Source organism: Streptococcus azizii (assembly GCF_001984715.1).
GTDB lineage: Bacteria > Bacillota > Bacilli > Lactobacillales > Streptococcaceae > Streptococcus > Streptococcus azizii.
This window is the reverse complement of the sequence record NZ_MSPR01000006.1, coordinates 19263-44735: the sequence shown is the minus strand read 5'-3', so window position 1 is coordinate 44735 and position 25473 is coordinate 19263. Positions and strand designations below refer to the sequence as shown.

General features: G+C 43.8%; 26 protein-coding genes, 1 pseudogene and 1 other annotated feature. All 27 genes and pseudogenes read right to left on the bottom strand.

From position 1 onward, the window contains the following. Positions 1 to 119: 119 nt before the first annotated feature. Positions 120 to 938 carry a replication initiator protein A gene (locus tag BVE84_RS04240; protein WP_000822785.1) on the bottom strand — a complete coding sequence of 273 codons (819 nt, stop codon included), beginning with the start codon at positions 936 to 938 and terminating at the stop codon, positions 120 to 122. After that, positions 935 to 1108 carry a hypothetical protein gene (locus tag BVE84_RS10690; protein ID WP_001168336.1) on the bottom strand — a complete coding sequence of 58 codons (174 nt, stop codon included), beginning with the start codon at positions 1106 to 1108 and terminating at the stop codon, positions 935 to 937. Before BVE84_RS10690 ends, BVE84_RS04240 begins: the two co-directional genes overlap by 4 nt. 198 nt (positions 1109 to 1306) lie before the next feature. Next, the gene (rplL, locus tag BVE84_RS04235; protein WP_076995843.1) at positions 1307 to 1675 is read right to left on the bottom strand and encodes a 50S ribosomal protein L7/L12; all 369 of its coding nucleotides are present in this window, start codon (positions 1673 to 1675) and stop codon (positions 1307 to 1309) included. A gap of 74 nt (positions 1676 to 1749) precedes the next feature. After that, positions 1750 to 2250, bottom strand: coding sequence for a 50S ribosomal protein L10 (rplJ, locus tag BVE84_RS04230; protein ID WP_076995842.1), 501 nt, complete (start codon positions 2248 to 2250; stop codon positions 1750 to 1752). 37 nt (positions 2251 to 2287) lie between these two features. After that, positions 2288 to 2415 (bottom strand) — a sequence feature (ribosomal protein L10 leader region). A 181-nt stretch (positions 2416 to 2596) separates the two neighbouring features. Continuing rightward, positions 2597 to 2977: a hypothetical protein gene (locus tag BVE84_RS04225; protein ID WP_076995841.1), complete on the bottom strand. Its 381-nt coding sequence runs from the start codon at positions 2975 to 2977 to the stop codon at positions 2597 to 2599. 14 nt (positions 2978 to 2991) lie between these two features. After that, on the bottom strand, positions 2992 to 3606 hold the full coding sequence (locus BVE84_RS04220) for a hypothetical protein (RefSeq protein ID WP_076995840.1): 615 nt from the start codon (positions 3604 to 3606) through the stop codon (positions 2992 to 2994). 208 nt (positions 3607 to 3814) lie between these two features. Further along, on the bottom strand, positions 3815 to 4402 hold the full coding sequence (gene yihA / locus BVE84_RS04215; RefSeq protein ID WP_076995839.1) for a ribosome biogenesis GTP-binding protein YihA/YsxC: 588 nt from the start codon (positions 4400 to 4402) through the stop codon (positions 3815 to 3817). 9 nt (positions 4403 to 4411) lie between these two features. Then, on the bottom strand, positions 4412 to 5638 hold the full coding sequence (gene clpX / locus BVE84_RS04210) for an ATP-dependent Clp protease ATP-binding subunit ClpX (protein WP_076995838.1): 1227 nt from the start codon (positions 5636 to 5638) through the stop codon (positions 4412 to 4414). 21 nt (positions 5639 to 5659) lie between these two features. Then, positions 5660 to 5830, bottom strand: coding sequence for a hypothetical protein (locus BVE84_RS10685; RefSeq protein ID WP_135017430.1), 171 nt, complete (start codon positions 5828 to 5830; stop codon positions 5660 to 5662). A 2-nt stretch (positions 5831 to 5832) separates the two neighbouring features. After that, complete coding sequence (locus BVE84_RS04205) at positions 5833 to 6345, bottom strand: dihydrofolate reductase (protein WP_076995837.1); 513 nt, start codon at positions 6343 to 6345, stop codon at positions 5833 to 5835. Between the two features lie 121 nt (positions 6346 to 6466). Beyond that, the gene (locus tag BVE84_RS04200; protein ID WP_076995836.1) at positions 6467 to 7306 is read right to left on the bottom strand and encodes a thymidylate synthase; all 840 of its coding nucleotides are present in this window, start codon (positions 7304 to 7306) and stop codon (positions 6467 to 6469) included. A gap of 276 nt (positions 7307 to 7582) precedes the next feature. Then, the gene (locus BVE84_RS04195; RefSeq protein ID WP_076995835.1) at positions 7583 to 8542 is read right to left on the bottom strand and encodes an ROK family glucokinase; all 960 of its coding nucleotides are present in this window, start codon (positions 8540 to 8542) and stop codon (positions 7583 to 7585) included. A 70-nt stretch (positions 8543 to 8612) separates the two neighbouring features. Then, positions 8613 to 8948, bottom strand: a complete 336-nt coding sequence (locus BVE84_RS04190; protein ID WP_076995834.1) for a hypothetical protein — start codon at positions 8946 to 8948, stop codon at positions 8613 to 8615. A 24-nt stretch (positions 8949 to 8972) separates the two neighbouring features. Continuing rightward, a complete protein-coding gene (locus BVE84_RS04185) occupies positions 8973 to 10844 on the bottom strand; it encodes an ABC-F family ATP-binding cassette domain-containing protein (RefSeq protein ID WP_076995833.1) in 1872 nt (623 codons plus the stop codon). Beyond that, positions 10837 to 12048 carry a CCA tRNA nucleotidyltransferase gene (locus tag BVE84_RS04180; RefSeq protein ID WP_076995832.1) on the bottom strand — a complete coding sequence of 404 codons (1212 nt, stop codon included), beginning with the start codon at positions 12046 to 12048 and terminating at the stop codon, positions 10837 to 10839. The genes BVE84_RS04185 and BVE84_RS04180 overlap by 8 nt, the downstream gene beginning before the upstream one ends. After that, complete coding sequence (gene dapB / locus BVE84_RS04175) at positions 12045 to 12812, bottom strand: 4-hydroxy-tetrahydrodipicolinate reductase (RefSeq protein ID WP_076995831.1); 768 nt, start codon at positions 12810 to 12812, stop codon at positions 12045 to 12047. The genes BVE84_RS04180 and dapB overlap by 4 nt, the downstream gene beginning before the upstream one ends. 3 nt (positions 12813 to 12815) lie before the next feature. Next, positions 12816 to 13670: a DegV family protein gene (locus tag BVE84_RS04170; RefSeq protein WP_076995830.1), complete on the bottom strand. Its 855-nt coding sequence runs from the start codon at positions 13668 to 13670 to the stop codon at positions 12816 to 12818. 1 nt (position 13671) lies between these two features. Next, positions 13672 to 14046 (bottom strand): DUF1149 family protein, encoded by a 375-nt coding sequence (locus BVE84_RS04165; protein ID WP_076995829.1) that lies wholly within the window; start codon positions 14044 to 14046, stop codon positions 13672 to 13674. 511 nt (positions 14047 to 14557) lie between these two features. After that, entirely contained in the window at positions 14558 to 16519 is a 1962-nt protein-coding gene (locus tag BVE84_RS04160) for a PTS fructose transporter subunit IIABC (RefSeq protein WP_076995828.1), read from the bottom strand. Beyond that, on the bottom strand, positions 16516 to 17427 hold the full coding sequence (gene pfkB / locus BVE84_RS04155) for a 1-phosphofructokinase (RefSeq protein WP_076995827.1): 912 nt from the start codon (positions 17425 to 17427) through the stop codon (positions 16516 to 16518). Before pfkB ends, BVE84_RS04160 begins: the two co-directional genes overlap by 4 nt. After that, a complete protein-coding gene (locus BVE84_RS04150) occupies positions 17424 to 18167 on the bottom strand; it encodes a DeoR/GlpR family DNA-binding transcription regulator (RefSeq protein ID WP_076995881.1) in 744 nt (247 codons plus the stop codon). The genes pfkB and BVE84_RS04150 overlap by 4 nt, the downstream gene beginning before the upstream one ends. Positions 18168 to 18343: 176 nt before the next feature. Further along, positions 18344 to 19405, bottom strand: a complete 1062-nt coding sequence (locus BVE84_RS04145; RefSeq protein WP_076995826.1) for a pyridoxal phosphate-dependent aminotransferase — start codon at positions 19403 to 19405, stop codon at positions 18344 to 18346. Positions 19406 to 20738: 1333 nt separating this feature from the next. Beyond that, a pseudogene (locus BVE84_RS04135) lies at positions 20739 to 22416 on the bottom strand (pneumococcal-type histidine triad protein); the annotation flags it as partial. After that, positions 22413 to 23342, bottom strand: a complete 930-nt coding sequence (locus tag BVE84_RS04130) for a metal ABC transporter solute-binding protein, Zn/Mn family (protein WP_076995823.1) — start codon at positions 23340 to 23342, stop codon at positions 22413 to 22415. The pseudogene BVE84_RS04135 and the gene BVE84_RS04130, both read right to left, overlap by 4 nt. Before the next feature lie 536 nt (positions 23343 to 23878). Continuing rightward, positions 23879 to 24622 carry a tRNA (guanosine(37)-N1)-methyltransferase TrmD gene (gene trmD / locus BVE84_RS04125; protein ID WP_076995822.1) on the bottom strand — a complete coding sequence of 248 codons (744 nt, stop codon included), beginning with the start codon at positions 24620 to 24622 and terminating at the stop codon, positions 23879 to 23881. Then, positions 24612 to 25130: a ribosome maturation factor RimM gene (gene rimM, locus BVE84_RS04120; protein ID WP_076995821.1), complete on the bottom strand. Its 519-nt coding sequence runs from the start codon at positions 25128 to 25130 to the stop codon at positions 24612 to 24614. The genes trmD and rimM overlap by 11 nt, the downstream gene beginning before the upstream one ends. 89 nt (positions 25131 to 25219) lie before the next feature. Next, entirely contained in the window at positions 25220 to 25459 is a 240-nt protein-coding gene (locus tag BVE84_RS04115) for a KH domain-containing protein (RefSeq protein WP_067089824.1), read from the bottom strand. Between the last annotated feature and the right edge of the window lie 14 nt (positions 25460 to 25473).

Sequence of the window (25473 nt, the reverse complement as noted above, 5' to 3'; positions counted from 1 at the left end):
CTTACACTTGTAAAACTCTTGCTTATATATGATCATCCATTTCTGGTGCACGGATGATTTCAACAATCAAAATGATGATAGAAATCAGATAGATTCCACCTAGTATCCACCAAATCATCTTATTCACCTCCTTTTACTTCTTGTCGTCTCAGTTGCTTGGTCCACTCCGACAGCACACCATTAAATACGTATTCAGCTATTACTTCGGCTGACCGAGCAAATCGCATTTGTTCCAATGCATACTGATACCGGTCACTAAAATAAATCATGGCATAGTCACTAGCAGACTGAGATAGACCTGTCTGTCTTAACTGGTCATGAACCAAACCCCAAATATAGTCTCGATCGTACTTGGTCACGCCATCGACTTTTGAAGTAAAGTTTTCTTCTTTTTTCTCATCTACTAGCTGCCTCTCCTCCTCGTCCTTCATAACTAAGTCACTCCCTTCAGTTTCACTATATTTAGTCTCACTTCCTTCAGTCTCACTAGGGGCTGAATATAAGACCGGCCCCGTCTTTCTTTGAGACTCCCCTAGTGTTTTTTTAACACTAGCCCCGTCTGTATGTAAGACTGGGGTAGGTTCATGTTCTAATTCCCCCAAGTAAATTTTATTTGCCATTCGACCTCTTTCACTAGAGGACTGTTGGACTTCATCAATTAAGCCATATTCACGTAAGGTTTTCTTGATAGAGAGTAGTTTTGACTTTGAACAGCCTAATAGTGCCATCAGATTTGAATTGGAATAAATCAAATAAATAGCCCCATCCTCATCAATCCAGCCTTTACTCAAAGACAACTCCAACCGATCTTTTAAAACCGCGTAGGCTACCTTAACTTCCAGCTTCATATCCTTATAACGTTCACTCTCAAACAAAATTTTAGGGAGTTTATAATAACGCTCTGATGTCTGATATTGATTAGCGGTAATACGTTTCATGATTGTCCCTCCAAGACTAAAAGTCCAAAATTCCCGAATTCATCAAATCGGATTAAACCTGTTTGTTCCATTTCATTTACCAGTTGAGTTGCTTTTAGATTATCAACTCCCATGATGGTCATGATATGGCTCTTCACGATATGACGTGATGACTGTTCTTCCTTTTGCATAATTACCTCCAAAACGCAAAAATGGGGTAGACAATCTAGTGTCTACCCCCGAAAGTTTATTAAAACAAAAATCCTGCCAAAGAATTTTTGGCAGGATTTTTGGCAGGAAACCAAATCAATTTATCAGTTTCTATCAATCGCTTATCGCTCTCAAAGACTGGTAAATAGGGATTCCGCAATCTAATGATGGTGTTACTCTTATTTAAGAGTAACTGAAGCTCCAGCTTCTTCCAATTTAGCTTTGATTTCTTCAGCTTCGGCAGTTGCAACGCCTTCTTTAACGACTGCAGGTGCACCGTCAACCAATTCTTTTGCTTCTTTAAGACCAAGACCAGTGATTTCACGTACAGCCTTGATAACACCAACTTTTTTGTCGCCAGCTGCAGTCAACTCAACGTCGAATGAATCTTTAGTAGCAGCAGCATCAGCAGCACCAGCTGCAGCAACTGCTACAGGAGCAGCTGCAGTCACACCAAATTCTTCTTCGATCGCTTTTACAAGATCATTAAGCTCAAGGATTGACGCTTCTTTAATTTCAGCAATAATGTTTTCAATGTTCAATGCCATTGTATTTTCCTCCAAATAGTTTTGTTTGTTAATAAATAATAGATAGTTGTAGCCCTAGGCTACTTGTTGCTGCCTTAAGCAGCTTCTTCTTTGCTTTCTGCAACAGCTTTGACAGCGTATGCAACGTTGCGAACTGGCGCTTGAAGTACAGATAAGAGCATAGAAAGCATACCTTCTCTGTTTGGCAATGCCGCAAGAGCTTGGATTTCTTCTTTTGAAGAAACTTTACCTTCGATTGCACCACCTTTGATTTCAAGAGCTTCCGCATTTTTAGCAAAGTCATTCAAGATTTTTGCTGGCGCAATAACATCTTCATTTGAAAATGCAATCGCAGATGGTCCCACAAAAATTGATGCCAATTCTTCAAGACCAGCTTTTTCAGCTGCCCGACGCAAAATTGAGTTTTTAATCACTTTGTACTCAACTTCGCTTCCACGAAGATCACGACGAAGAACAGTATCTTGCTCAACAGTCAACCCACGCGCGTCCACCACTACGATAGATGCAGCAGCTTTCATCTTTTCAGCAACTTGATCAACTAATTCTGCTTTTTTAGCGATAATAGCTTCACTCATTAGTGTTTTACCTCCGTTATTATTTTGGGTTCGAGCTTGTTTCAATAAAAAAACGCGCCAAACCTAGACACGAAAGTACAAATACGTTTCTATCCGTTTTGTGCCTCGGTAGGATGCTTATGAGTTGAACTCCCCTACTGTCTTAGGTCAGTTTTTTCAAACCTTACTCATACTATCATACTTTCTTTCGATTTGCAAGGATTTTACCTAAAAACTTACAATATTTTTTACTAGATTTCCTCAAAGAAATGCGGCACTCAAAAAGAGAGGGCCCGTGCGGATCCTCTCCCTACTCATTTTTCATCCTTCTACTACGACAGGGTTAGGGATGTTTCCCCTTCTAGCCCTATTTTTCTCGCTGCTCTCGGAGATATTCCTTAACCTCAGCAATAGTAGCCGCTACTGTTTCATCCCCAAAGGAGACTCGCTCCAGCAGATTTCCATTTTCATCTCGGACTTCCGAATAAGAGTTGACATCATTGGTTAGGCTACTCAAGTAGCCTCCACTTTTATCGGCGATAATAAGCGTTGCATCATCGTGATGTTGGAAATAGTCATTCACTTCTTCCTCGCTAGCATCTTTTAGCAGACGAGCATAGATTTGAATCGTACGGTTATCAGATTTTCTTTCCTCCGAAGCGACAGCCCTCTGTTGTGGCAATAGCACTCCTAGTAGAATCGTCACTGTGGCAAAAACTGCCAATCTAATCATATATTTCATTTTCATATTCCTTCTCCTCCTTAAACAGGATTCGATACGTGATATTTAGAACCATTCACAGGATTATAGGTTCTAAAATAAGTACCAGATTTACTATAAACCGGCAATGTCTGCCCTGGTTCAATCGGAGTTGAATTACCTTTTCTATCATCTACGCGCCCAGAATCTCCAAAAACCTGCCAATAAAGGTAATCTCCTGTAAACCAAGCAGGAACAAACACTAATTCTCCATACCTCCATCCAGAGGCAGAAAAAGGATTTGATAGATATGACTGATTAGCATACAAGGTTCGTACCTCGGTCGGGACATAAGCTCCTCTAAATGCTATTGAAGGTTTTAAGTCAGACTCTCTAGAGATATCAAATGTTTTTAAAAACTCTTTATATTCTGGAACTGTCATGGGTTTATATTCTGACGATGCTAATTGAATTTCTGGAAAATTATCGCTTCCATCCATATTCATGATTACTCCACCATCTGAAGTCGGTAAAACATATTGAGCATCACTCAGATTTTCTGTGATTTCCTCTATCTGAGCCTCAGTCATATACTCTGCAGCATGAACAATATTACCAGCAGAAAAGAGAACTGCTACGAATGCCCAACTTGCTAAAATAAGAAATTTCTTTATCATAATAACACTCCTTCTTATTTATACCATAGACCATCTGTTAGTGAGGGATTCTGTATTACCAGTATCGTCTCCGTTCTTTTCCTCCTTCCCCTCACACGCTTCCCCCATTGTTATTCTATACGATTTAGAAAACGATGTCAAAGAATCAAAACTACTGGTATTGCCGTAAATTTTCACAACAAAAAAATGTAGCCTTTCACTACATTTTCTACATTTGGTCCAAAATACTATCCCAAGCCTGCTCAAAGCCATGTCTAGTTTCCGATGAAAAGACAACAAATTGATCAGCTGGGTCAAACTCCAATCTTTTCTTAATCATAGATTCGTGCTTGTTCCACTTGCCGCGAGGAATCTTATCTGCCTTAGTTGCAACTAGGATGACTGGAATGTCATAATATTTCAAAAACTCATACATTTGAACATCGTCAGCTGAGGGTTCATGCCGCATATCAACCAAGCTCACGACAGCCCGAAGGTTTTCACGACTGGTGAGATATTCTTCTATCATTCTCCCCCATTTAGCCCGCTCCGTCTTTGAAACCTTGGCATAGCCGTAACCAGGCACATCAACGAAACGAAGTTTATCGTCAATGTTGTAGAAATTTAATTGCTGGGTTTTACCTGGCTTACTGGAAGTCCTCGCAAGGTTTTTCCGCCCCAGTAGGGTATTGATAAAAGAAGATTTACCGACATTTGAACGTCCTGCAAGAGCAATTTCTGGCAAATCATCCTGGGGATACTGAGCCTTGGAAACCGCACTCAATAAAATAGTCGCATTGTGTGTATTGATATCCATCTGCTCTCCTTATGCCGTCTCTAAGATGGGTTGGTCCTGACCTGCGACGGCCTCCTTGGTAATTCGCACGCGCTTGACTTCCTCTTGACTCGGTATTTCAAACATAACATCCAGCATGGTTTCTTCAATAATCGAGCGCAATCCACGCGCACCTGTTTTCCGCTCTATCGCTCGTTTTGCAATTTCTTCAAGCGCTTCTTGGTCAAACTCCAAGTCGACACCATCGTAAGACAGCAGGGTTTGATACTGCTTGACAAGAGCATTTTTCGGCTCTGTCAATATACGAATCAGGTCCTCTGTCGTTAACTGGTCAAGGGCTGCAAATACAGGTAAACGCCCGATCAACTCTGGGATAATGCCAAATTTTTGAATGTCATCTGCGATAATATGCTGCATATAGGATTCTTTCTCATCAATGGCACGATTGTTGTGGCCAAAACCGATGATTTTTTCTCCCATCCGCTGTTTGACAATTTCCTCAATGCCATCAAAGGCACCTCCGACGATAAAGAGGATATTTTTCGTATCCACTTGAATCAGTTCCTGCTGAGGATGCTTGCGCCCTCCTTGAGGTGGTACACTAGCAATGGTTCCCTCTATGATTTTGAGCAGGGCCTGCTGGACACCTTCCCCTGAAACGTCGCGCGTAATGGAGACATTCTCCCCTTTTTTAGCAATCTTATCAATCTCATCCACATAGATAATCCCACGCTCTGCACGATCGACATTAAAATCGGCTGCTTGGAGGAGTTTTAAAAGGATATTTTCAACATCTTCTCCTACATATCCCGCCTCTGTCAAAGCTGTCGCATCCGCAATCGCAAAAGGAACATTTAGACTCTTGGCTAGGGTCTGAGCCAGGAAGGTTTTGCCTGAACCCGTTGGGCCAATCATGAGAATATTTGATTTTTGCAATTCAACATCCGTCTCTTCTTGGCTATCCTGAAAATTGATCCGTTTGTAGTGATTGTAAACGGCTACTGCTAAAGCCCGTTTTGCCCGGTCTTGGCCGATCACATAGTGGTTCAAAATCGTCAGTAATTCCTGTGGCTTAGGGGTATCTGCCAAATCTGTCAAGACTTCCTCTGCCAATTCCTCACGAATAATTTCTTGGGCTAATTCTACACACTCATTACAGATAAATACGTTATTTCCTGCGATAATTTTCTTTACTTCTTCTTGATTTTTTCCACAAAACGAGCAGTAAATAAGCTCTGATGGATGATGTACTGCCATGATTTTCTTTCCTATCCCTATCTAAAATAATACACCATAAAAGGCATGAATACTGTTAACTAAGTTGGTCACTGCATTTAAGAGAAAGAGGAGCGCTAGCCCGTATCGCTTTTTATGAAAGGCCTGAATGGAGCAAAGCACACAGATACCACACAAAATAGCCGTAAAGAGGCCAAATAAACTTTTCTGCATGATTATTTCTCTTTTCTTTCAAATCGTCTGATGGTGAACGCAACTGGATTTTCTACATCTCTTTCGTAGCTCGTTGCACTGACTTCTTCAAATGCAGACCAGTCAAAGCCTGCAGGAAAATAGGTATCTCCCTCAAACTGACCATGAATGTCTGTTTTAACAAGTTCATCTAAATACGGTTCAAAGGCTGTAAATATCTGTCCGCCCCCAATCACATAGAGGTCCTTATCCTGCTGGTGATACCAGGCCAATACCTCCTCTACGCTGTAAAAAACGATTACACGTTCATCTTCTACTTGGTAGTCGCGATCATGGGTCAGGATAATGGAGGTGCGATTCGGAAGAATCCGCCTTCCCATACCCTCAAAGGTAATACGTCCCATGACCATAACATGACCAGTTGTCGTCTGCTTAAAATGCTCTAAATCTGCCTTCAATGACCAAGGAAGTCCGCCTTCTTTTCCAATCAAACCTTGTTCATCCTGTGCCCAAATGGCTGAAATCTTCTGTGTCATTGCTTCTTCCTTTTCATTTTTCTTTGGACTTTCATTCTATCAAAATTCGCTCAAAAATGCAGAGACTAGGCATCGCCTAGCCCCCTTTAATCGACTATGTTTCGTGGTCCATACTCGCCTGTTAAATCGCTAAGTCAAATGTCAGTTGGGGCTTAACAGGGTGATAATCAACCAGCTCAAAATCTTCTGGTTTGATAGCGTAGAAATTAGTCCCATCTGGTACATTCAAGATTAAGCGTGGCTGACAAGCACTCGGAGTGCGCTTGAGTAGTTCTTCTGCCTGTTCAAACTGATTGTCATAGATATGCAAATTATTGACAAAATAAAAGAATTTTCCAACCTTCCAGCCAAAGTGCTTGGCAATCATCATCTGAAGGGCTACGTACTGCATGGCATTGATATGGTGCGCCACTAGCATGTCATTGCTACGCTGGGTAAGAGTCGCATCCAGATAGAGTTCACCGTCCACCCGTCGTACATCAAACATGGTCTGAAAAGCACAGGGCAGGAGTCCATCTGTTTCCTCAAAAGCCTCATAATCCCACAAGGAGATGATATTACGACGGTTCCAGGGATTGGTTGCTAACTGCTGGAGAATAGTGTCGATAATCTGATGTTTTTTGACAATAGCCCCGTAGCGCTCACCAATGGTCCCTGTATCCCCTACTTCCCAGTCGTTCCAGTAGGTGACACCGTACTTGTTATTTAAAACGTCAAGGCGATTGGTCTGGTCTTGGTAAATCCAGCAGACTTCCTTGATGGCTGACTTGATGGGAATTGGACGCAGGGTCGTAATGGGAAATTCTCCCTTTGATACATCGTATTCGGCAAAAATCCCTGTAATGTACTTAGAATTGGCGACATTGCCATCTTTATAGCGAGGTCGAGCATTTTCTGAAAAGACTCCCTCGTCCATGATTTTTCGGATATTTTCTTTAAAAATAGTATCTGCTTTTGTCATGCATCTAGTATATCACTTCTCTATCTTTTTGTCTTTTTCCAGTATCCCAGTCCTACTTAAAAAGGGAGCTGATACAGCCTCCCTTTTATTGGAGCTTTTCACTTTGCTTAAAGGTTACTGAGAGTTTGCCAAGGAAAACTTCCATTTCCAACCTTCAACGGTAGACCATACCTTTCCAGCAATGATAGTGTCTTTATGGAAGTCAGGCTAAAGGGCGGGGCAAATGACGGCTCCTGTATCGTCCGCCTAATCTTCCTTTATGTCTTGCTAGCCTTCTTATTTCAAGACCAGGGACGCGGCACCAAGGACACCCGCATCATTTCCCAAATTCGCTAGGGCTAGTTTGGTGGTCTGAGCCACTTGAGGGAAGGAGTTTTGGAGGTAGACTTCATTCACACCGTCTAGTAAGAAATCCCCAGCTGCTGATACACCTCCCCCAAGAACGATATAGGCAGGGTTCAAGACAGCTGCAATGTTGGCACAGGCGATTCCCAAGTAACGGCAAAAATGACGGTAGACAATCAGAGCGAGATCGTCTCCTGCTTTTGCAAGGTCAAAGACATCCTTAGCGGTTACATCTTGACCATCATCGATCCGTTTTTTCAACTCGGCATCACCTGCATAAGTATCTGCATAGCGACGGATTAGGTTCACAATACCCGTTGCGGATGCTACTGTTTCCAAACATCCCTTTTTCCCGCAGGTACAGGTAATTGGGTCTTCAAAATCAACGGTGATATGACCGAGTTCACCACCAGCACCACCAAAGCCATGGATAAGGTTGCCATCTGCGATGACTCCCCCTCCGACCCCTGTTCCAAGTGTCATAAAGACAACATCAGGGTTGTTACTTCCAGCGCCAACCCACTGCTCTCCCAGTGCTGCTACATTGGCATCATTATCGATGAAAAATGGTAGGCCAATCGCGGTCTCTATCTGTTCCTTGACTGGCTGGAGTGTTTTCCAGTTGAGGTTGTAAGCCCCGATAACCGTTCCCGCCTTACTATCCACTACACCTGGAGAACCCATTCCGATTCCTAGGAAGTCATCCTTTGTCAGTTGGTGCGTTTCAAAATGGTGCGTGATACTGTCGATAATGTCTGGTACAATATGGCTACCTTCATCAAGAATATTGGTCTTAATGGACCACTTTTCTTGAATGTCCCCTTGTTCTGTCAAAATCGCAAATTTAACAGAGGTGCCGCCAAGGTCAATACCTATAATTTTCTTTGCCATAAGCTACTCCTTATTAAAATTAAATCATGATGGATTTATTATACCACATTGCAAAGGTTTTCACTACTATTTACCGAAAAATATATAGAAAAATTAAAAATTGCAAATGGAGCAAAAAGCGCCCTGCACTGAACAAAAAGGTATAGAGAAAGTCCGCTCCCTCCCTCGTACCGTTATAGAGAAAGAGGCTTGAGATGAAAGTAAACCCAAGGGCAAATCCCACCATTTGCAAAGGATGGTAGCCACGGCTGTAGCATACCAAGGTGATGAGTAGCAACACGCTAGCTAATAGGGTCAAACAAAGGCAGAGACCATTCATGCGTTTGGTTTTTAGATAGCTATAAGCTGCTGCCAGCAAGGTGATGAGTAGATAGATTCCCATGTAGGCAACCATTATGATTTTCATCTCGACTCCTCTTTCTAAATCTGATTAGGTTTCGCTCAAGCTACTTAGGTAGTCGTAGCGTTCATATTTGTTCAGTAGGGCTTCATTTTGCGCATCTAATTCTTTTTGCAAATCCGAGAGTTTTGTGAAGTCACTTCCACAAGTCAACATAGCGGCTTCAATAGCAGCGATTTCTTCCTCCAGCCCTAGGATATCCTCTTCAATCCTTGCCCATTCTTGCTTTTCAAAGTAAGACATGCGCTGTTGCTTCTCACGAACCTTCCCCTGCTTTTCCTTGCTAGTTGTAGCAAGGCCCTCCTTGGCTGAAGCTAAAAAGGCTTTTTCATCCAAGTAGTCTGTGTAGTTGCCAAAGAAGATGCGCAGCCCCTCCTCTTCAAAGGCGAGAATCTTCGTGGCTACCTTGTCAAGGAAGTAGCGATCATGGCTAACGGTGATGACGGGACCGGCAAAACCTTTTAAAAAATGCTCCAAAACAGTCAAGGTCGCAATATCTAAATCATTGGTCGGCTCATCGAGTAAGAGAACATTGGGACGCTCCAATAATATCTTCAATAGATAGAGACGTTTCTTTTCCCCACCGGATAGCTTTTGAATCAAGGTCCCATGGGTCGTGCGTGGGAAAAGAAATTGCTCTAAGAGTTCTGCAAGGGAGACCATGCCAGAGCTGGTCTCAGCTTCTTCTGCTACTTCCTGCAAAAACTGAATGACCCGCTTATTTTCATCGAGGCCCTGAATTTGCTGTGAAAAGTAGCCGATCCGAATCGTATCTCCTACAATCAACTGACCATCTGTTGGCTGCACGTCACCCGCAATCAGATTGAGCAAGGTCGACTTGCCTTTTCCGTTGTCTCCGACAATACCGATACGATCCTTATTTTGAACGAGCAAGTCGAATCCCTTCAAAATAGGCTTATCGGGATAGGAAAAGTCCACCTGCTGAAACTCGATGACCTTTTTACCGATACGGCTGGTTTCAAAGTTGATTTCCAACTGGCTGTCTTTCACCTTATCAGCCAGATCCGATTTCAAATCATGGAAACGATTGATACGAGCCTCTTGCTTGGTCGCACGAGCCTGAGGCTGTCTACGCATCCACTCCAGTTCCTGCTGATACAGTCGTTCTTTTTTATGGCGCAGGGCTGCCTCTCGCTCATCCTGCTCTGCTTTCAAGCGAACATAGTCCTGATAATTTCCTTGGTATTCCGTCAGACTCGCACGATCTAGCTCAAAGATACGTGTCGCCACATTGTCTAAAAAATAACGATCATGGGTGATAAACAAGACGGTTCTTTTGGTCTGTTTCAAAAAGGTGGTTAGCCACTCGATCGTCTCAATATCCAGATGATTGGTCGGTTCATCGAGGAGGAGGAGGTCATCATCTCCGAGCAAGACTTGGGCCAGCTGGACTCGACGGCGCAGACCGCCTGATAAATCTCCCACGCGCTGCCTTGTATCGTTCAGACCCAGTTTAGACAAAACGGTCTTAATCTGGTGTTCAATTTCCCAAGCATTTAGGGCATCCATCTCCGCCATAACTGTTTCTAATCTTGCTTGGTGATCGTCCCGATAGTCTGCCACTAGCTGTTCGTATTGGCGGATTAGTTGAATTTCTCGTAAGTCAGAGGACAAGACGGTATCCAGAATGGTCTTATCTTCTTCAAAATGCGGCTCTTGGGTCAAATAGGCCATCTTATAGTCTTTTTTAGTCCGAAAAGGAGAAACATCTCCATCAAAACCTAACTTACCTGAGAGAACATCTAAAAGGGTCGTTTTTCCGGTTCCATTGACCCCGATAATCCCGATACGGTCACCGGGATGAATGATAAAGGAAATAGCTGAAAAGACTGTCTTATCTCCTACCGACTTGGATAATGTGTCCACGATAAAATCACTCATGTTCTATCTTCTCCTTTATAAAGGCCATAATAGACTCCCTTCTATTCTCCAAAACTCCCTCGATAATCGCTACTTCCACCTCGTTTAATAAGTGTCCAAGAAAGGGTCCTGGCACCAGTTCAAAGCTAGCCATCATCTCGCCTCCTTTGACGACAATTTCATGCTTATCATGAATGGCGAGGGACTCATCAATGGCGTCAATCTGCTTGAAATCAGCAGCCAGCCCTTGGGCCTGTCTGATCTCCTCCATCAGATACAGCAGGTGCTTGCCGTAGCGATAACACAGCTGCTTGGTCACTGGACCTTGCTGTCGTAACTGGTAAATCTCCGCCAACTTGATGACTGTGCGTTGAAAGTCGTTGCTGGTTTTCCAGTGTTTGAGAAAGGACTTGTGATGGGTCGGTTCCAAATACACCATGAGCAAGGCCCAGGCCTGCTCAGAAGTGCGAAAGGCAAAACCATCTGTCAGTGAAGCAAGAAAGGCCCTCAAGTGGTCTGCCCTTCCTTTCATGTCAGGCAGATAATCAAAAGCACCTGAACCAATCAAGGCCTCCATCCCCTTGCGCCACCCCTTTGCCAGCAGTAACTTGTCAAGTTCGATAAAAATCCGCTCGATTGAAATGTTTTCCAAAAGAGGAGCGTTTTCTTTCATGGCTTCAAATGTGGCCGCTTCGATGGAAAAATCAAGACTTGCTGCGAATCGAAAGCCGCGCATAATCCTCAGAGCGTCTTCATTAAAACGCTCAGTAGCATTCCCAACGGCTCGTAGGGTCTGATTGTTTAAATCCTCTAATCCGTCAAAGCGATCGATAATGTGCGCCTCTTCATTCAGAGCAAGAGCATTGACCGTAAAATCACGACGTTTTAAATCCTCCTCTAGGGAACGGACAAAGGATACCTGACTGGGCCGTCTGTAGTCTACATAGACATCTTCTGTGCGAAAGGTGGTAATTTCATACTCTCCCTGCTCTTCCAAGACCAAGACCGTCCCATGCTCAATCCCTACATCAATCGTACGTGGAAAGATGGATTTTGTCTCTTCTGGATAGCTCGAAGAGGCAATATCAACATCATGAATCGGTCGTCCTAACAGCGCATCACGAACCGATCCACCGACAAAGTAGGCTTCAAAACCTGCATCTTTTATTTTCTCTAAAATCGGTAAAGCCTTCTGAAATTCAGAAGGCAACTTATGTAATCTCATAATAACTGTTCCAACCCATAAACGAGTTGCTCCCGTTTTACTACTTCTTTTATTCCTAATTGGACACCGCTCATAAAGGAGCTACGGTCATACGAATCATGGCGAAGGGTCAAGCCCTCTCCCTGACTACCAAAAATCACCTCTTGATGGGCGACCAAACCAGGGAGACGGACAGAGTGAATCCGCATACCATCAAAATCAGCCCCCCTTGCTCCTGGCATGAGTTCTTCTTCTGTCGCCAGTCCTTGACGCTTACTTTCTCGAACTTGAGCCAGTAACTCCGCTGTCTTAATAGCTGTCCCACTCGGTGCATCTTTTTTCTGGTCGTGATGGAGTTCGATAATTTCTACATCTGGGAAATACTTGGCTGCCTGCGCTGCAAATTGCATCAGCAAAATCGCTCCAATAGCAAAGTTGGGCGCGATGAGGCCTCCTATTTTTTTATCAGCAGAAAGCTGTTTCAATTCTTCAATCTCTTCTGGTGTAAAACCAGTTGTCCCTACGACAGGGGCGATCGCATTCTCCAAGGCAAACTTGGTGTTTTCATAGGCAAATGCTGGCGTTGTAAAATCCACCCAGACATCTGCTGCAATGCCTCTCATATCTTCTTTTGACCTAAAGACAGGCACGCCATCTATCTCTGTTTCAGTCGCAAAGGGGTCTAAGAGGGCTGCAAGCTCTAGCTCCTCATCATTTTTTACCATCTCAAGAGCGGTAGACCCCATCCTCCCCTTAAAACCAGCAATCATCACGCGAATGGCCATTTACTACTCCTCATCAATAATCGGTGAAATCCCAAAGGCAATGGCTCCCTCACCCAAGTGCGTCCCAATGACAGAACCAAAGGAGACGATCGGCAAGGACCAGGCCACACCATTTTCTTGCAACAACTGCTTAAATTCTTCAGCCTTCTGCGGTGCATTGGCATGGATCACTGCAATTTGATACGCGCCCTCTTGCGTCTGTTCCTTTAAAATTTCCAACAGTCGCTTCACCGCCTTTTTCTCTGTGCGAACCTTCTCGTATACCTCAATCTTGCCTTCCTTTGTGAAATACAAGATAGGCTTGATACTGAGTAGATTCCCTAGTAGCGCTGCTCCATTGGACAAACGGCCTCCCTTGACCAAATGATCCAGATCATCGACCATGATAAAGGCTTCTGTCCCTTCAATTTCTCGCTCCAGCTTCTCCAATATTTCCTCGAAAGAGGCTCCAGCTGCCGAGCGCTTAATGATATTCTCCACCATCATACCAAGTGGCGCCGATGTAATCTTGCTATCTGGGAAAGCAATCGTCAGCCCCTCAAACTCATCTTTTAGATACTGGATATTTTGGTAGAAACCCGAAATGCCAGATGATAAGAAGAGTCCGATGACGTGCGTATACCCTTCTGCTTGTAGGTGTCTAAGGGTCTCTTCCAGTTCAGACAGACTGGGCTGGCTTGTCTTTGGTAGCTCTGCTTCTGCTGCCATTTTCTGGTAAAAATCTTCTACAGTTAAATTTTTCCCCTCAATGTAGGGGGTATTCCCAATCGTTACAGGAATATCTAATACAAATAGATTGGTCAGACTCTCTGCTTCCTGTAAAACCGCAGACGAATCCGTTATCACGGCTAATTTCATGTTACATCTCCAAATTCACACCCGGGGCATCCAAGGCAATTTCTGTTACTTCGTAGGTTAAGCGTTGCAAGATGTCTAGTAGCGGACTTGCTAAGAATCGCTTGTCTTGCTCACTAAATTCATCCACTTCTTGAACCAGCTGTTCTAAAATATGCACCCCTTGACTCATGGCCCCTGAAATGACAAAATAATCCAAGACAATTATAAAGCGCAAGATGACAACGATTGAGGTTTTCTTCTCTTGGGTATTTCGTTCAATCAACTGAAAATCAACGGTTAGCCGAGTGGTCGGTACTCCGTTTTCTTCTTCCCATTCTCTATTGCGGGCATCAAAGTGATACTGATTGACCAGCGCTTTATCACGAATTACATTCATATCATTCTCCTCAAAACGGTAATACGAATAGTATACCATATTTTTTACTAATATAGATAAAAAATCTTGTTCATTTAAGATATTGAGCCAATAGTAGATAGTGAAGTGACATATAGACATGTTTTAATATTCTTTACAAATTAAAATAGCAAGGTAGAGGAGAGGGCTCCATCTGAAATCACCCCACCCGTGAGATGAACGGGTGGGGTGATTTGTCCGATTGATTGATAGAAAATAATTCATTCAAGACACAAAGATCGTAAAGAACTCAAAGTGAGAATAGGAAATACGACGAGCGAAAAGCTCTAGTAGAGGTTTTGCATATTTATAAACGGCGGTCAAAAGGTTACCATGCAAACTCCTCTTTCCCGCCTTCAAAGGTATAGGATACCTTTGAAGCTAGGAGTATTTATCCTCACTTTCCGATTTCTTGGCTCGGGCTTCAGTGGTCCCTTTCTTGTTTTTAGGTGACCAGTTGCAACAGTTCGGGGAACTGTTGCAATCCACTGGATTATTTTACCTTCCGGAGAGCTCCGAATAGCACGCCTGACACGAGTGACCCGATAAGGACAAAGACAAGATAGAGAAGGGGGCTACTGGTAAGGGCGATGACGAAAATTCCACCGTGGGGCGCCATTAGCTTGATGCCAGACAGACCAACGAGAGCTCCTGTCAGAGCTGACCCTGCTACAAAACTTGGAATAGCACGCGCCGGGTCTGCTGCACCAAACGGAATCGCGCCCTCTGTGATAAAGGATAGACCCATGACAATATTGGTCAAGCCTGAATTGCGCTCTTCTTTCGTAAATTTGTCCTTAAATAAGAGGGTGGCGATAAAGACAGCAAGGGGAGGTACCATACCACCTGCCATAACAGCTGCCATGGCAACAGAGCCACCATTTGCAACAGTTGCTGCAAGGGTTCCTGTACCAAAAACATAGGCTGCCTTATTGACTGGACCACCCATATCCACAGCCATCATGCCACCTAGAACCAAGCCTAGAAGGATGGCGGAACTTCCTTCTAAACTACTAAGGAAGTCATTCATTCCTGTGTTGATGGCCGCCATTGGAATGTTAACAAAGAACATGAAGAATCCAGTAAACATCGCACCCAAAAGAGGTAAGAGGAGGATAGATTTGATCCCTTCCAGAGATTTTGGTAACGGTGCCAACAGTTTACGAAGTCCGATGATTACTGCACCAGCTAAGAAACCACCGACAAGGGCTCCTAAGAAACCAGAAGACACCGCTGCTGGAATGTCAGAAGTCGCTGCACCAAATGGAATTTTTCCATAAGCCAGACCATCTTTTGCAACTGCTCCTGCTACAAATCCTGCAATCAAGCCTGGCTTTTCAGCGATAGAATAGGCGATGTAGCCTGCAAGCAAGGGCAACATGAAGCCGAAGGCTGCGCCACCAATCTGCATAAACATGGACGCCAATTCATTGTAGGATCCAAGACTGGATAACTGTTCCTGTGGTACTCCTAAGATATTGTCAATCAGAAAGGCCAGGGCAATCAAGATACCGCCACCAATGACAAATGGCAACATTTGGGATACCCCACTCATCAGGTGCTTATAGAAGGCTTTCCCAAGGCTCAGCTTCTCTGCTACCTCTTCCGCACTAGCTCCTTCTTTTGCCTGATAAATACTTGCTTCACCCTTTAATACTATGTTGAGCAAGTCCTCGGTCTTTTTGATACCGTCTGCAACAGGACGAGAGATGAGAGGCTTACCATCGAAACGTGCCATTTCGACTGCCTTATCCGCTGCGATAATGACTCCTTTAGCTCGTTTGATATCCTCTGCTGTCAGCCTATTGCCAACACCTGACGCACCATTGGTTTCCACCTTGATGTCTACTCCCATTTCAGCGGCTTGTTTTTTGAGCGCTTCTTCTGCCATATAGGTATGAGCAATGCCGGTCGTACAAGCTGTGACAGCTACGATAAACTCTCTTTCAGCTCCAGTAACAGCCGAGTGTGTAGCTGGAGCCTCGCTAGCTGCCTTGTCTGCTGCCTCAGCCTTATCAAATACTGCGATGACATCGGCTGGCGATGTCACTCGGCGCAGTTTATCTGCAAATCCCGGCTTCATCAAGTATTTTGATAATTCTGCTAGGGCTGCCAAATGGGTATCATTTGCTCCTTCTGGCGCTGCAATCATGAAAAACAAGTCTGTCGGCTGTCCATCCAAACTTTCATAATCCACTCCCTGATTTGATTTAGCAAAGAGAACGGTCGCTTCCTTCACCGCCCTATTCTTGCTATGGGGCATGGCAATGCCATCTCCTAGACCTGTTGTGGTCTGTGCCTCCCGGGCCATAATACCCGCTTTAAAGGCTGCAAAATCGCTGATTAGCCCCTGTTCAGCAAGACTGGTAATCATTTCATCAATAGCAGCTTCTTTTGTCCTTGCTTGTAAATCAAGCAACATCACGTCCTGTCTCAAGACATCTTGAATTTTCATAGGATTTCTACCTCCACTTTTTCATACATTTTCTGAATAGCGTCCATACTAGCTAAGTCATCTGAAAAGGCTGTTGCCGTTCCGCAGGCTACTCCCCATTTCAATGCTTCAAGGAGATTGTGGGACTTAGTATATTCGCCTGTAAAGCCGGCGACCATGGAATCACCTGCCCCAACCGAGTTTTTTACGCTTCCCTTGATTGGCTTAGCAAAATAGGTTGCCTCTGGGGTCACTAGCAGTGCGCCGTCTCCTGCCATAGACACGATGACATTCTTAGCACCTTTTACTAAAATTTCTTGCGCGTAGCGCACCATGTCCTCGCGCGTGTCCAGTGTCACGCCAAAAATCGCTCCTAACTCATGATTATTAGGCTTCACTAACAGGGGCTGATGGGCTAGTGAATCGATTAAGGTTTCTCCTTCAAAGTCACATACCACCTCTGCACCTGCTTGTTTAACGAGCGGAATCAAGCGATTATAGACTTGATTGCCCAAGCTAGCTGGGGCTGAGCCTGCAAATACCACTAGGTCACCTTCGAGGACATTTGATAACAGAGTTTCTAGGTCCCGCAACTGTTCATCGGTCACCACTGGACCTAGACCGTTGATTTCCGTCTCTTGGTCTGCCTTCAGTTTGACATTGATACGAGTATCTTGGTCTACTTGCACAAACTGCGTGCCAATTTCTTCAGTTTCTAGGCTTTTTTTGATAAATTCACCCGTAAAACCACCGACAAAGCCGGTCGCTGTACTGGCATAGCCCAGCCTTTTTAAGATTCGGCTGACATTGATTCCCTTACCACCAGCAAAGGTATCGCTACTTTCCATACGATTGACCGTACCTGGTTCGACACGCTCTAGGCGCACAACATAGTCAATCGCAGGGTTTAAGGTAACCGTATAAATCATACTTCAATAACCCTCGTTTTCTTCTTTATTGTTGTCATAAGATTGCTGTCAGATCGATGGCAAATCAAATCTGCCTGCCTGAGTGCTGCCACTTTTGTAAAGGAGATATGCCCCAATTTTGACGGGTCCACCAAGACATAACTCTGGCTCGCATTTTGAAGAACTAGGCGCTTAATGGCTGCTTCTTCCACATCTGGTGTCGTATAGTCGTTACTATCAACCCCGTTCATGCCAAGAAAAGCCTTGGTAAAATGTAGCTGACGAATCTGCTCCAAGGCAAACGCCCCGATGGACGCATCTGTCGCTTCCTTGACCTTCCCTCCGATGATGATGGTATAAAATCCCTTTTCAACCAGTTTAACAGCATGGTGAACGGAATTAGTGACAATCGTCAAATTACTCGCAGACAGCTCATCAATCATCAGCTCAGTTGTGGTTCCAGCATCCAGAAAAATGACATCTCCATCCTCAACAAAAGTAGCTGCTTTTTGGGCGACCTCTCGTTTTTCTTGAATGTTTTTGATAGATTTTTCAACAATGGATTCTTCTTCCGTCAACTTCAAAAGACACTCAGCCCCACCGTGGACGCGGCGGAGTTTCCCTAGCATCTCCAGCTCATCTAAATCACGTCGAATCGTTGACTCAGACGATTGAAGCAAATCTACCAGTTCCTCTAAGCGGACAAAGCGCTGCCCATTCAAGGTCTCTAAAATGACTTGTTTTCGCTCTGATTTGAGAATATTCCTCACCTCCTGCAATCGTTTACAAAATTTATTATACACCTTTTTCTTTCATTGTCAATCATTTTCTATCAAATTCTTTCAAAAATAATGCAAATAGGAAAGATTTAATCGAATACTCAATAAAAAAACAGTTGCTAGCAGGCTAGCAACTGGGTAAGGGAACTCTATTCCCATCAGGCTCCTATAGTCTCAATCATCAGCTCTTTCACACGCTCCATCTCCTCCGGACGGCCAATGGTCATGCGGATATAGCCTGCTAAGATACCTGTTGAATAGTATTTAAAGTCAAAGTCCTGGGTCAAAGCCTTGTGATAGAACTCTTCTGCTTCCTCAAAGGTAAAGGTGACAAAGTTGCTCTGACTTGGAAGAACATGAACGGTTGAAAGGCTGGTCAAAAAGGCGTAAAAGTCTTGTCTCGTCGCCTTGATTTCTTCAATCGTTCCTGCTACCCTTTCTTGCTGGTCAAGAGCAATTGACCCGATTTTAGCAACTAGATTGGAGAGACTAAAAGGAGGGATTGCCTTGTCTAGTTCATAGATCAAGCGCTCGCAGGCCAGGGCAAAGCCCAAGCGCAAGCCTGCTAGACCGAAGGCTTTTGAAAGGGTACGTAACACAATAAGATGATCATAGCGTTCAATCCACTTGACAAAACTAGGACTGTCTGAAAATTCAATATAGGCTTCATCTATGACGACCAAGCCATCAAATCCCTCAACTATTTTTTCCATCTCTTGCTGGTCAAAAGCCACAGATGAGGGATTGTTGGGATTCGATAGCATCAGCACTTTTGCCTCCACCTGTTCTGCATAGGTCAAGAGTTTTTCTGCAGATAGGGAGAGACTGCCCTCTTTCCAGTCCAGAGGAAACGTCTTGAAGTGTGAATCATGCAGTTGATTGTAAAATTGATACATGAAAAAGTCTGGGTCAACTGTCAAAAAGACATCTCCCTTCTCTAGGAAAGTCGTCACAATCATGTGGATTAAAAAGTCAGACCCTGTCCCAACTGTCACTTGCTTAGTCGCAACCCCTGCATAAGCAGCATATTTTTCTATCACTTCTCGATAGCCATTATCGCCATAGTACAGCAGATCCTTGACTGAAATCCTATCCTCCAGTCCCTTTAGCAGATCTGTCCAATCAATGAAACGATTTTCATTATTCCCCAAATCATGGCTAGCAATACGCTCTAGCTTATACGGCTTCCAATTTTTTAACTCTTGTCTGAACTCTATCATTTTCCACACTCCTTCAAACACGATAGCATACTCTGGGAAAGGCTCTTCAAACGACATCAGACTCTTGTCAGGTTTCACAGTACAGCTGTCTATCGAGTTTTATCCATTTTTAAATGGTATTTTTGTATCTTTTCATACTCCCCTTTCCTAGTATGGACGGGACGACCTCCTGTGCGAGTTTCATCCCTCACCACAACGGGGAAATAGCTTTCAAAACTCACTTGGGTCGCTACTGATTTGTAGGTATCGCGCGAGTCATCCTCTCTATTTCAAAGATAAGACCCTCTATTGAGCAGAAATGTATTGCTATAAAGTGTATGATTATACAACATTGTAACATAAATTTTATAAAAATCAATCTCAAATAGGAAGGGACTTTCCTAGAGTATGACCGTCAATCTAGTGGCAGAAAGAGAGACTGATAGCCAGAAGCGGGGCAATAACCAGATGGAAGAAAAAGTCCATTCCGGCTCATCTTCTTCCATCTTTTTCTTTTGCTAAAAAATATACAACTCTTAAAAATACCGCTATATCAGTATTTTTAAGAGTTGTTTCAAGATAAGAGTCACACTCTGAATTGGCTATTTTTCTACAGCTTATACTCAAGACACAAGATACAAAGGGCGTATAAAAAGCGATTGAAAAATAGGAGATTGACAACGTATCCTTTTGATTTTTAAAGAGTATTAGCAGTTTGCCTACCTTCTCCATAACTATACTTCTGCCATCGTCTCCAAGGAGAAGATGACGGTCTGCCCTGATTCTCTTGTAAAAGAGAGGGTCTTTTGCTCAGGCTGGTAGCTAAAATTCTCAATGGAGAGATTGTATTTTCCAGAAATTGTCAGTAATTTTTCTTGGAACTCCTTCATTGGGATGCCGTACTCATCTGCCAGTCTTTGCTGCTCCCGTTCATAGGCATCTGGATCATAGTTTCCCTCTTCATCCTGATCGCTGTCTTCTTTAGATTTGCCATGGTCACTTGAAATACCGTAGCCATCTTCTGATTCTGGACGATCCTCGGGATGTAGGACATAATACTTAACAGTCGCTAGAAATTGCTCCAGCGTATACCCTTCTGGTGCCTGATAAAGTCCTGTATCAAACAAGTAAAGGGGGATGTTATGGTAATGGTTATGGTGGGGAATAATAATCCTTTCATTTTTCATATCGACCGCATAGGCTGCACGGTAGGGCATCTCTGCTACGGGGATAATCTTAGCTGGCTCTACCCGCTCGTAAATATCAATAGCTTTTTCACCGGTTGTTGGAGGAGCCACCTCCTTCTCTTTCTCTCCTAGACCAGCCTCCGTCACATGACGTCGCGCTTCCTCTTGTTCGAGTGCTGACAAGTCTGTCTTTGGAATATAGTGGCTATGATCCATGTGCGGTGCTAGATAGCCATCTCCCTCATCACTGGTGATATCTTTAGCATCAAAGATATAACCATCTGATGTGGTATAGAGCCCTGCTAATCTTGCGACTTGAAGCTCTTGGGCAGTGTATACAATCTGAGCATTGGCCTTTCCTTGCCTTTCGGGATGTTGAATGAGCGAGGTGTGCGCAAGGATAGCCCGTGCCAGATCAACCTTACTCCTTGCACCTTCGTTTAATTCCCTGATAAACTGATTGAGTGTATCATAGGCTGCTCGATTCGCTTTCTGCTGGTCTAAACTGCTGGCTGCAGTCTCAATCAACTGGTAGCTAGCCTGATAGAATTCCTTATCTTCTGTACTGACATCCTTTTTAGGAGACAATAACGGAGTTCGAGAGCTGTCAGCTTCCTTCCAAGGGGTGGTGCTAATGGTATCAGAGGCCTGCGCTGATCCTGATTGATCTGCCTTGGTGCTATCAGGTACTTTTGGCTCTTTGGGAGTACGCGTAATCTCTCCTCCTTTTGGAGCTGTTAGCCCCGGAAAGTGAGCTCCAATCGGAATCATTTTCGCAATTTTCTGTTCAAGTTCTGATAGTTTATGATAGGGGATAAAGTGATAGTGATTTCCATGGGGAACAACCACTCCATAAACGGTCCGATTGGTCAGCTGTGCTGGATCAAATACCAGTCCATCTTCTTCCACATAGCGCTGGCTGAGTGGAAGAGCATACAGCTCTTTCAACAGGCGAATCACCTCTTCTGCCGAGGACTGTGTAGGCTGGACAATCGGCTTTGCAGGCTGTTTTGGCTTACTCAAAAGAGGACGGTTAGAGGAGGCTGATGCTTGCTCTGAAACATGAGGTAGCTGGTGGATAGGACCGGGATTCTGCGGTATTGGTGGTGTATTGGGATAGGCTATAAGCGTCTGATTTCGACCATTCCAATAGGTTTGAGCCGCACGCAATTCATCAGGAGACAAGTCACTCTTTGGGATATAGTGGAAGTGATTGCCATGCGGTACAATATAGGCATCACCCGTATCCTCAATAATATCACGCGGGTTAAAGATATAACCATCATCTGTCGTATAGCGTCCCCCTTGTTTGGCAGTTGCTCCTTCCTCTTCTAGCAAGCGCTTTGTTTTCGCCTGACTATGGCGGTTCCGTTGCTGGGCGATTTCCTCCTTACTCCGTACATTTGTTGGATGTTCTTTATTTTTTAAATAGAGGTAATAGTGACCATTCACCTTGATAATGTAGCCATCTTTTACTTCATTAACGATGTCGGAGTCTTTCAGTTGATACTCTGGATCAAGCATGAGTAACTCTTCACTAATAATGGCATCGTAGGGAACTTTTCCATTGTAATAATGAAAATGATCTCCATGAGAGGTGACATAGCCCTGATCCGTAATTTTAATGACAATTTGCTCTGCCGAATTATTTTCCTTCGCACTAATCTGCTCTGGGGTCAGTTCTTCTACGTTCGCCTGTGTCTGTTCCTTAGAGTTCGTCACTTCCTCTACATAGGCCACTCGCCTGCTTTCTGTTTTTGTTGCTCCTTGGTACCGGCCTAATTCATAGCTACACAAACTGAGAGCAATTACAGCGACACTGCCAATTATATATTTTTTCTTCATTCTGTTAGTTCCTTTGCTAGTAGGGCTATATTTTTTTCTAAGTTTTCCATATAGGATTGTTCATTTTCTGGATCTGCCTCCAGAGGATTGAGGGTCTTTAGTTCAACACCGGTCGATGTCACCAAGGTTTCAGCGACTGCTGACGAAGCATTGCTCTCTACAAAAATGGTTTTGACCTGATAGCGTTTGACAAATTCCTCTATTTCAGCTAGTTGCCGCGGACTGGGTTCTTGATCTGGTGAAATTCCTGCAATTCCTAGCTGCTTCAAACCGAAACGTTTAGCCAAATAGGAAAAAGCCGTGTGTTGGGTAACGAAGGTTTTTTGCGGTGCTTTTTCAAATAGTGGCTGATATGTCTCAACCAAGTGCTGGGCTTCCTTGCTCAGCCGGTCTGCATTTTTCTGATAGACTTCCTTATGAGCTGGATCCACTTCTGCCAATTTTCGAGCAATGACTTGTGCTTCTTCTGCTACTTTTTCAGGATCTAACCAGGTATGGGGATCGTAAAGGGTCTTTTCATCTATCCCTTCTCCAACCTCTACATCCTCTAATCCTACTACCTTATCTAAAGTCATCCCCTGCGAGGCTTCCACCACCCTGACCTTGGACCCCTTCAAGTTGGGGACCAGGCTTCCCGCCCAGGACTCCAAGGTCCTCGAATGGTAGACAAAGACATCTGCGTCATAAATCGCCGCAATATCATTCGCTGATGGCTCAAAGGAATGGATACCATTGCGAGATTGGATCATACGAACATCATTTACCTCCCCTGCAATTTCCTTGACCATGGAATAAATAGGATAAAAGCTCGTTACGATCTTCATCCCCTGCCCTGTTTTTCCTATCTTCTTACCGCACCCTGTCATTCCCAAAACAAATACCAAGCCGAGCAAGAAAAGTCCAATCATCTTTTTCTGTCTGTTCATCAATACTCCTTCTAAATAGTTAACCAGTTATGTATATGAAGAAAAAATATAGCCAGTCATATCGTTAACTGGTTTTGAATCAGTTAACAATATACCAACATCGAAAGGAGATGTCAAGAAAAGGCTTAAAAAAACAGATAAAAGACAGATGATACTCTTCCAGCACCGACAATAAGCCTCCTTGTCTTGCTGTTCATTAGGATAAGAAAGAACGGATAGAAAAAAGTTGAAAGTATGACTACCAACTTCTCTTATGTTCTAGTCTTTTATACTCTTTAAAAATCAAAAGGATACGTTGTCAACTTGTCTCGGTGAACGCTAGTTCTACCTTCGTCTTCGTTTCCTAGTCTACTTTTGATTTTTATTGAGTATTAGTCTGTAGTTCTGCCTTCCTTAATCAGTGTGGACGGGGTAAACTCCTTTGGACTTTCCTCCCTCATGTTTGAACCTCCGTCTCAAAGGTCCCATCCCAGACCAGCATAGTGAACCAAAGAATAAAGCAGGCTAATACACCTATCATCAATGATAGGGGGGTACTACTCTGTATCTAGGCCGACTTTACCGGCTACTGTCTGCTTTATTTCTTCCAGCATTTCTGCTTCCTCTGCTGTTAACTCGTACTCTTCCAGTAAGTCAGCTCTACGTTCGTACGTCTTTTTTAAACTCTCATATAAGCGCCACTTGCGAATCTTCTCATGATGACCACTCATCAGAACCTCTGGCACAAGCATACCACGAAAGTCATAGGGGCGCGTGTATTGAGGGTACTCCAACAAACCAGATGAAAAGCTGTCATCTGTATGACTGACCTCTTTACCAATCACCTCTGGAATCAGACGCACAGTCGCATCTACCATAGTCATCGCTGCCAGCTCCCCACCTGTCAAGACATAATCACCTAAGGAAATTTCATCAGTCACCAGGGTCTTGATACGCTCATCGTACCCTTCATAGTGACCACAGATAAAAATGAGATGCTCCTCCTGTGCCAGCTCCTCCGCATAGGCTTGGGTGAACCGCTCGCCAGCAGGATCTAGCAAAATCACGCGCGGCGCTGTCTTTTCAATCTGATCATAGGCAGCAAAGATGGGCTGGGCCCGTAACAACATGCCTTGCCCACCTCCATACGGCTCATCATCCACATGGCGAGACTTCTCTGCGTATTCCCTAAAATTATGATAGCGAATATCCAATAAGCCCTTTTCCCGAGCCTTTCCGACAATGGAATGCTCCAAAGGCGCAAACATTTCTGGAAAGAGGGTTAAAATATCAATCTTCATCATCTAATCCTTCTGGGATTTCTACCTGAACCCGACCATTTATCACATCTACTTCAAGAACTACAGGCGGGATGTAGGGGAGGAGCAAATCACGCTTGCCCTTTCGCTTCACAACCCAAACATCATTGGCTCCTGGCTGTAAAATTTCCTTAATCCTTCCTAGTAGCTCATCTCCTTCATAGACCTCTAAACCAATGATTTCATGGTAGTAAAATTCCCCCTCCTCTAACACTGCCAAATCTTCCTCGGCTACCTTGAGGGTAAAATCACGGTACTTTTCAATATCATTGATGTGGTACATCCCCTTAAACTTGATAATATCAAAGTTTTTCACCTTGCGGTGACTGGCGATTTCCACATTCATGACAAACTGATCCTTGGGGTCAAACAAGGCCAAGTGATTTCCTTTCTTAAATCGTTCCTCTGCAAAATCTGTCACAGATAAGACCCGCATTTCTCCTTGAAGTCCTTGGGTATTGACGATTTTTCCAACTTTAAAGTAATCCATACACTCTCCAAAACTCTATAGTATGCCCTATTGTATCACGTTTGAGCGATTTTCTCAAGACAACAAAAAGAGCGGAAAATCCGCTACTTTTACTTCTCATCAATGACAAGACGAACTTTTTTGTCACTTGTCGGAACAGAATAAACAATCGTCCGAATCGCAGAAATTGTGCGTCCTTTTCTGCCGATAACGCGACCAATATCAGACTGCTCTAAGTCCAAGTGATATTCTAAAAATTCAGGTGTATCAACGATTTTTATCGTCAAGCTATCTGGCTGTGAAATCAAAGGTTTCACAATTGCAATAATCAGATTTTCTATCATGTCCATAAGTGTACTCTCTC

Bases quoted from the DNA above. Each gene is read 5' to 3' on its own strand.
- BVE84_RS04195 (WP_076995835.1), bottom strand. From the start codon at position 8,542: ATGGCAAAGAAAATTATAGGTATTGACCTTGGCGGCACCTCTGTTAAA.
- BVE84_RS04130 (WP_076995823.1), bottom strand. From the start codon at position 23,342: ATGAACAGACAGAAAAAGATGATTGGACTTTTCTTGCTCGGCTTGGTA.
- BVE84_RS04185 (WP_076995833.1), bottom strand. From the start codon at position 10,844: ATGAGTGATTTTATCGTGGACACATTATCCAAGTCGGTAGGAGATAAG.
- BVE84_RS10685 (WP_135017430.1), bottom strand. From the start codon at position 5,830: ATGCAGAAAAGTTTATTTGGCCTCTTTACGGCTATTTTGTGTGGTATC.
- BVE84_RS10690 (WP_001168336.1), bottom strand. From the start codon at position 1,108: ATGCAAAAGGAAGAACAGTCATCACGTCATATCGTGAAGAGCCATATC.
- BVE84_RS04180 (WP_076995832.1), bottom strand. From the start codon at position 12,048: ATGAGATTACATAAGTTGCCTTCTGAATTTCAGAAGGCTTTACCGATT.
- BVE84_RS04145 (WP_076995826.1), bottom strand. From the start codon at position 19,405: ATGATAGAGTTCAGACAAGAGTTAAAAAATTGGAAGCCGTATAAGCTA.
- BVE84_RS04225 (WP_076995841.1), bottom strand. From the start codon at position 2,977: ATGAAAATGAAATATATGATTAGATTGGCAGTTTTTGCCACAGTGACG.
- BVE84_RS04165 (WP_076995829.1), bottom strand. From the start codon at position 14,046: ATGAATGTAATTCGTGATAAAGCGCTGGTCAATCAGTATCACTTTGAT.
- BVE84_RS04205 (WP_076995837.1), bottom strand. From the start codon at position 6,345: ATGACACAGAAGATTTCAGCCATTTGGGCACAGGATGAACAAGGTTTG.
- rimM (WP_076995821.1), bottom strand. From the start codon at position 25,130: ATGGATTACTTTAAAGTTGGAAAAATCGTCAATACCCAAGGACTTCAA.
- pfkB (WP_076995827.1), bottom strand. From the start codon at position 17,427: ATGATTTATACGGTTACCTTAAACCCTGCGATTGACTATGTTGTGCGC.
- BVE84_RS04170 (WP_076995830.1), bottom strand. From the start codon at position 13,670: ATGAAATTAGCCGTGATAACGGATTCGTCTGCGGTTTTACAGGAAGCA.
- BVE84_RS04220 (WP_076995840.1), bottom strand. From the start codon at position 3,606: ATGATAAAGAAATTTCTTATTTTAGCAAGTTGGGCATTCGTAGCAGTT.
- BVE84_RS04240 (WP_000822785.1), bottom strand. From the start codon at position 938: ATGAAACGTATTACCGCTAATCAATATCAGACATCAGAGCGTTATTAT.
- BVE84_RS04160 (WP_076995828.1), bottom strand. From the start codon at position 16,519: ATGAAAATTCAAGATGTCTTGAGACAGGACGTGATGTTGCTTGATTTA.
- trmD (WP_076995822.1), bottom strand. From the start codon at position 24,622: ATGAAGATTGATATTTTAACCCTCTTTCCAGAAATGTTTGCGCCTTTG.
- BVE84_RS04190 (WP_076995834.1), bottom strand. From the start codon at position 8,948: ATGAAAATCATAATGGTTGCCTACATGGGAATCTATCTACTCATCACC.
- dapB (WP_076995831.1), bottom strand. From the start codon at position 12,812: ATGGCCATTCGCGTGATGATTGCTGGTTTTAAGGGGAGGATGGGGTCT.
- BVE84_RS04200 (WP_076995836.1), bottom strand. From the start codon at position 7,306: ATGACAAAAGCAGATACTATTTTTAAAGAAAATATCCGAAAAATCATG.
- BVE84_RS04115 (WP_067089824.1), bottom strand. From the start codon at position 25,459: ATGGACATGATAGAAAATCTGATTATTGCAATTGTGAAACCTTTGATT.
- clpX (WP_076995838.1), bottom strand. From the start codon at position 5,638: ATGGCAGTACATCATCCATCAGAGCTTATTTACTGCTCGTTTTGTGGA.
- yihA (WP_076995839.1), bottom strand. From the start codon at position 4,402: ATGGATATCAATACACACAATGCGACTATTTTATTGAGTGCGGTTTCC.
- rplJ (WP_076995842.1), bottom strand. From the start codon at position 2,250: ATGAGTGAAGCTATTATCGCTAAAAAAGCAGAATTAGTTGATCAAGTT.
- rplL (WP_076995843.1), bottom strand. From the start codon at position 1,675: ATGGCATTGAACATTGAAAACATTATTGCTGAAATTAAAGAAGCGTCA.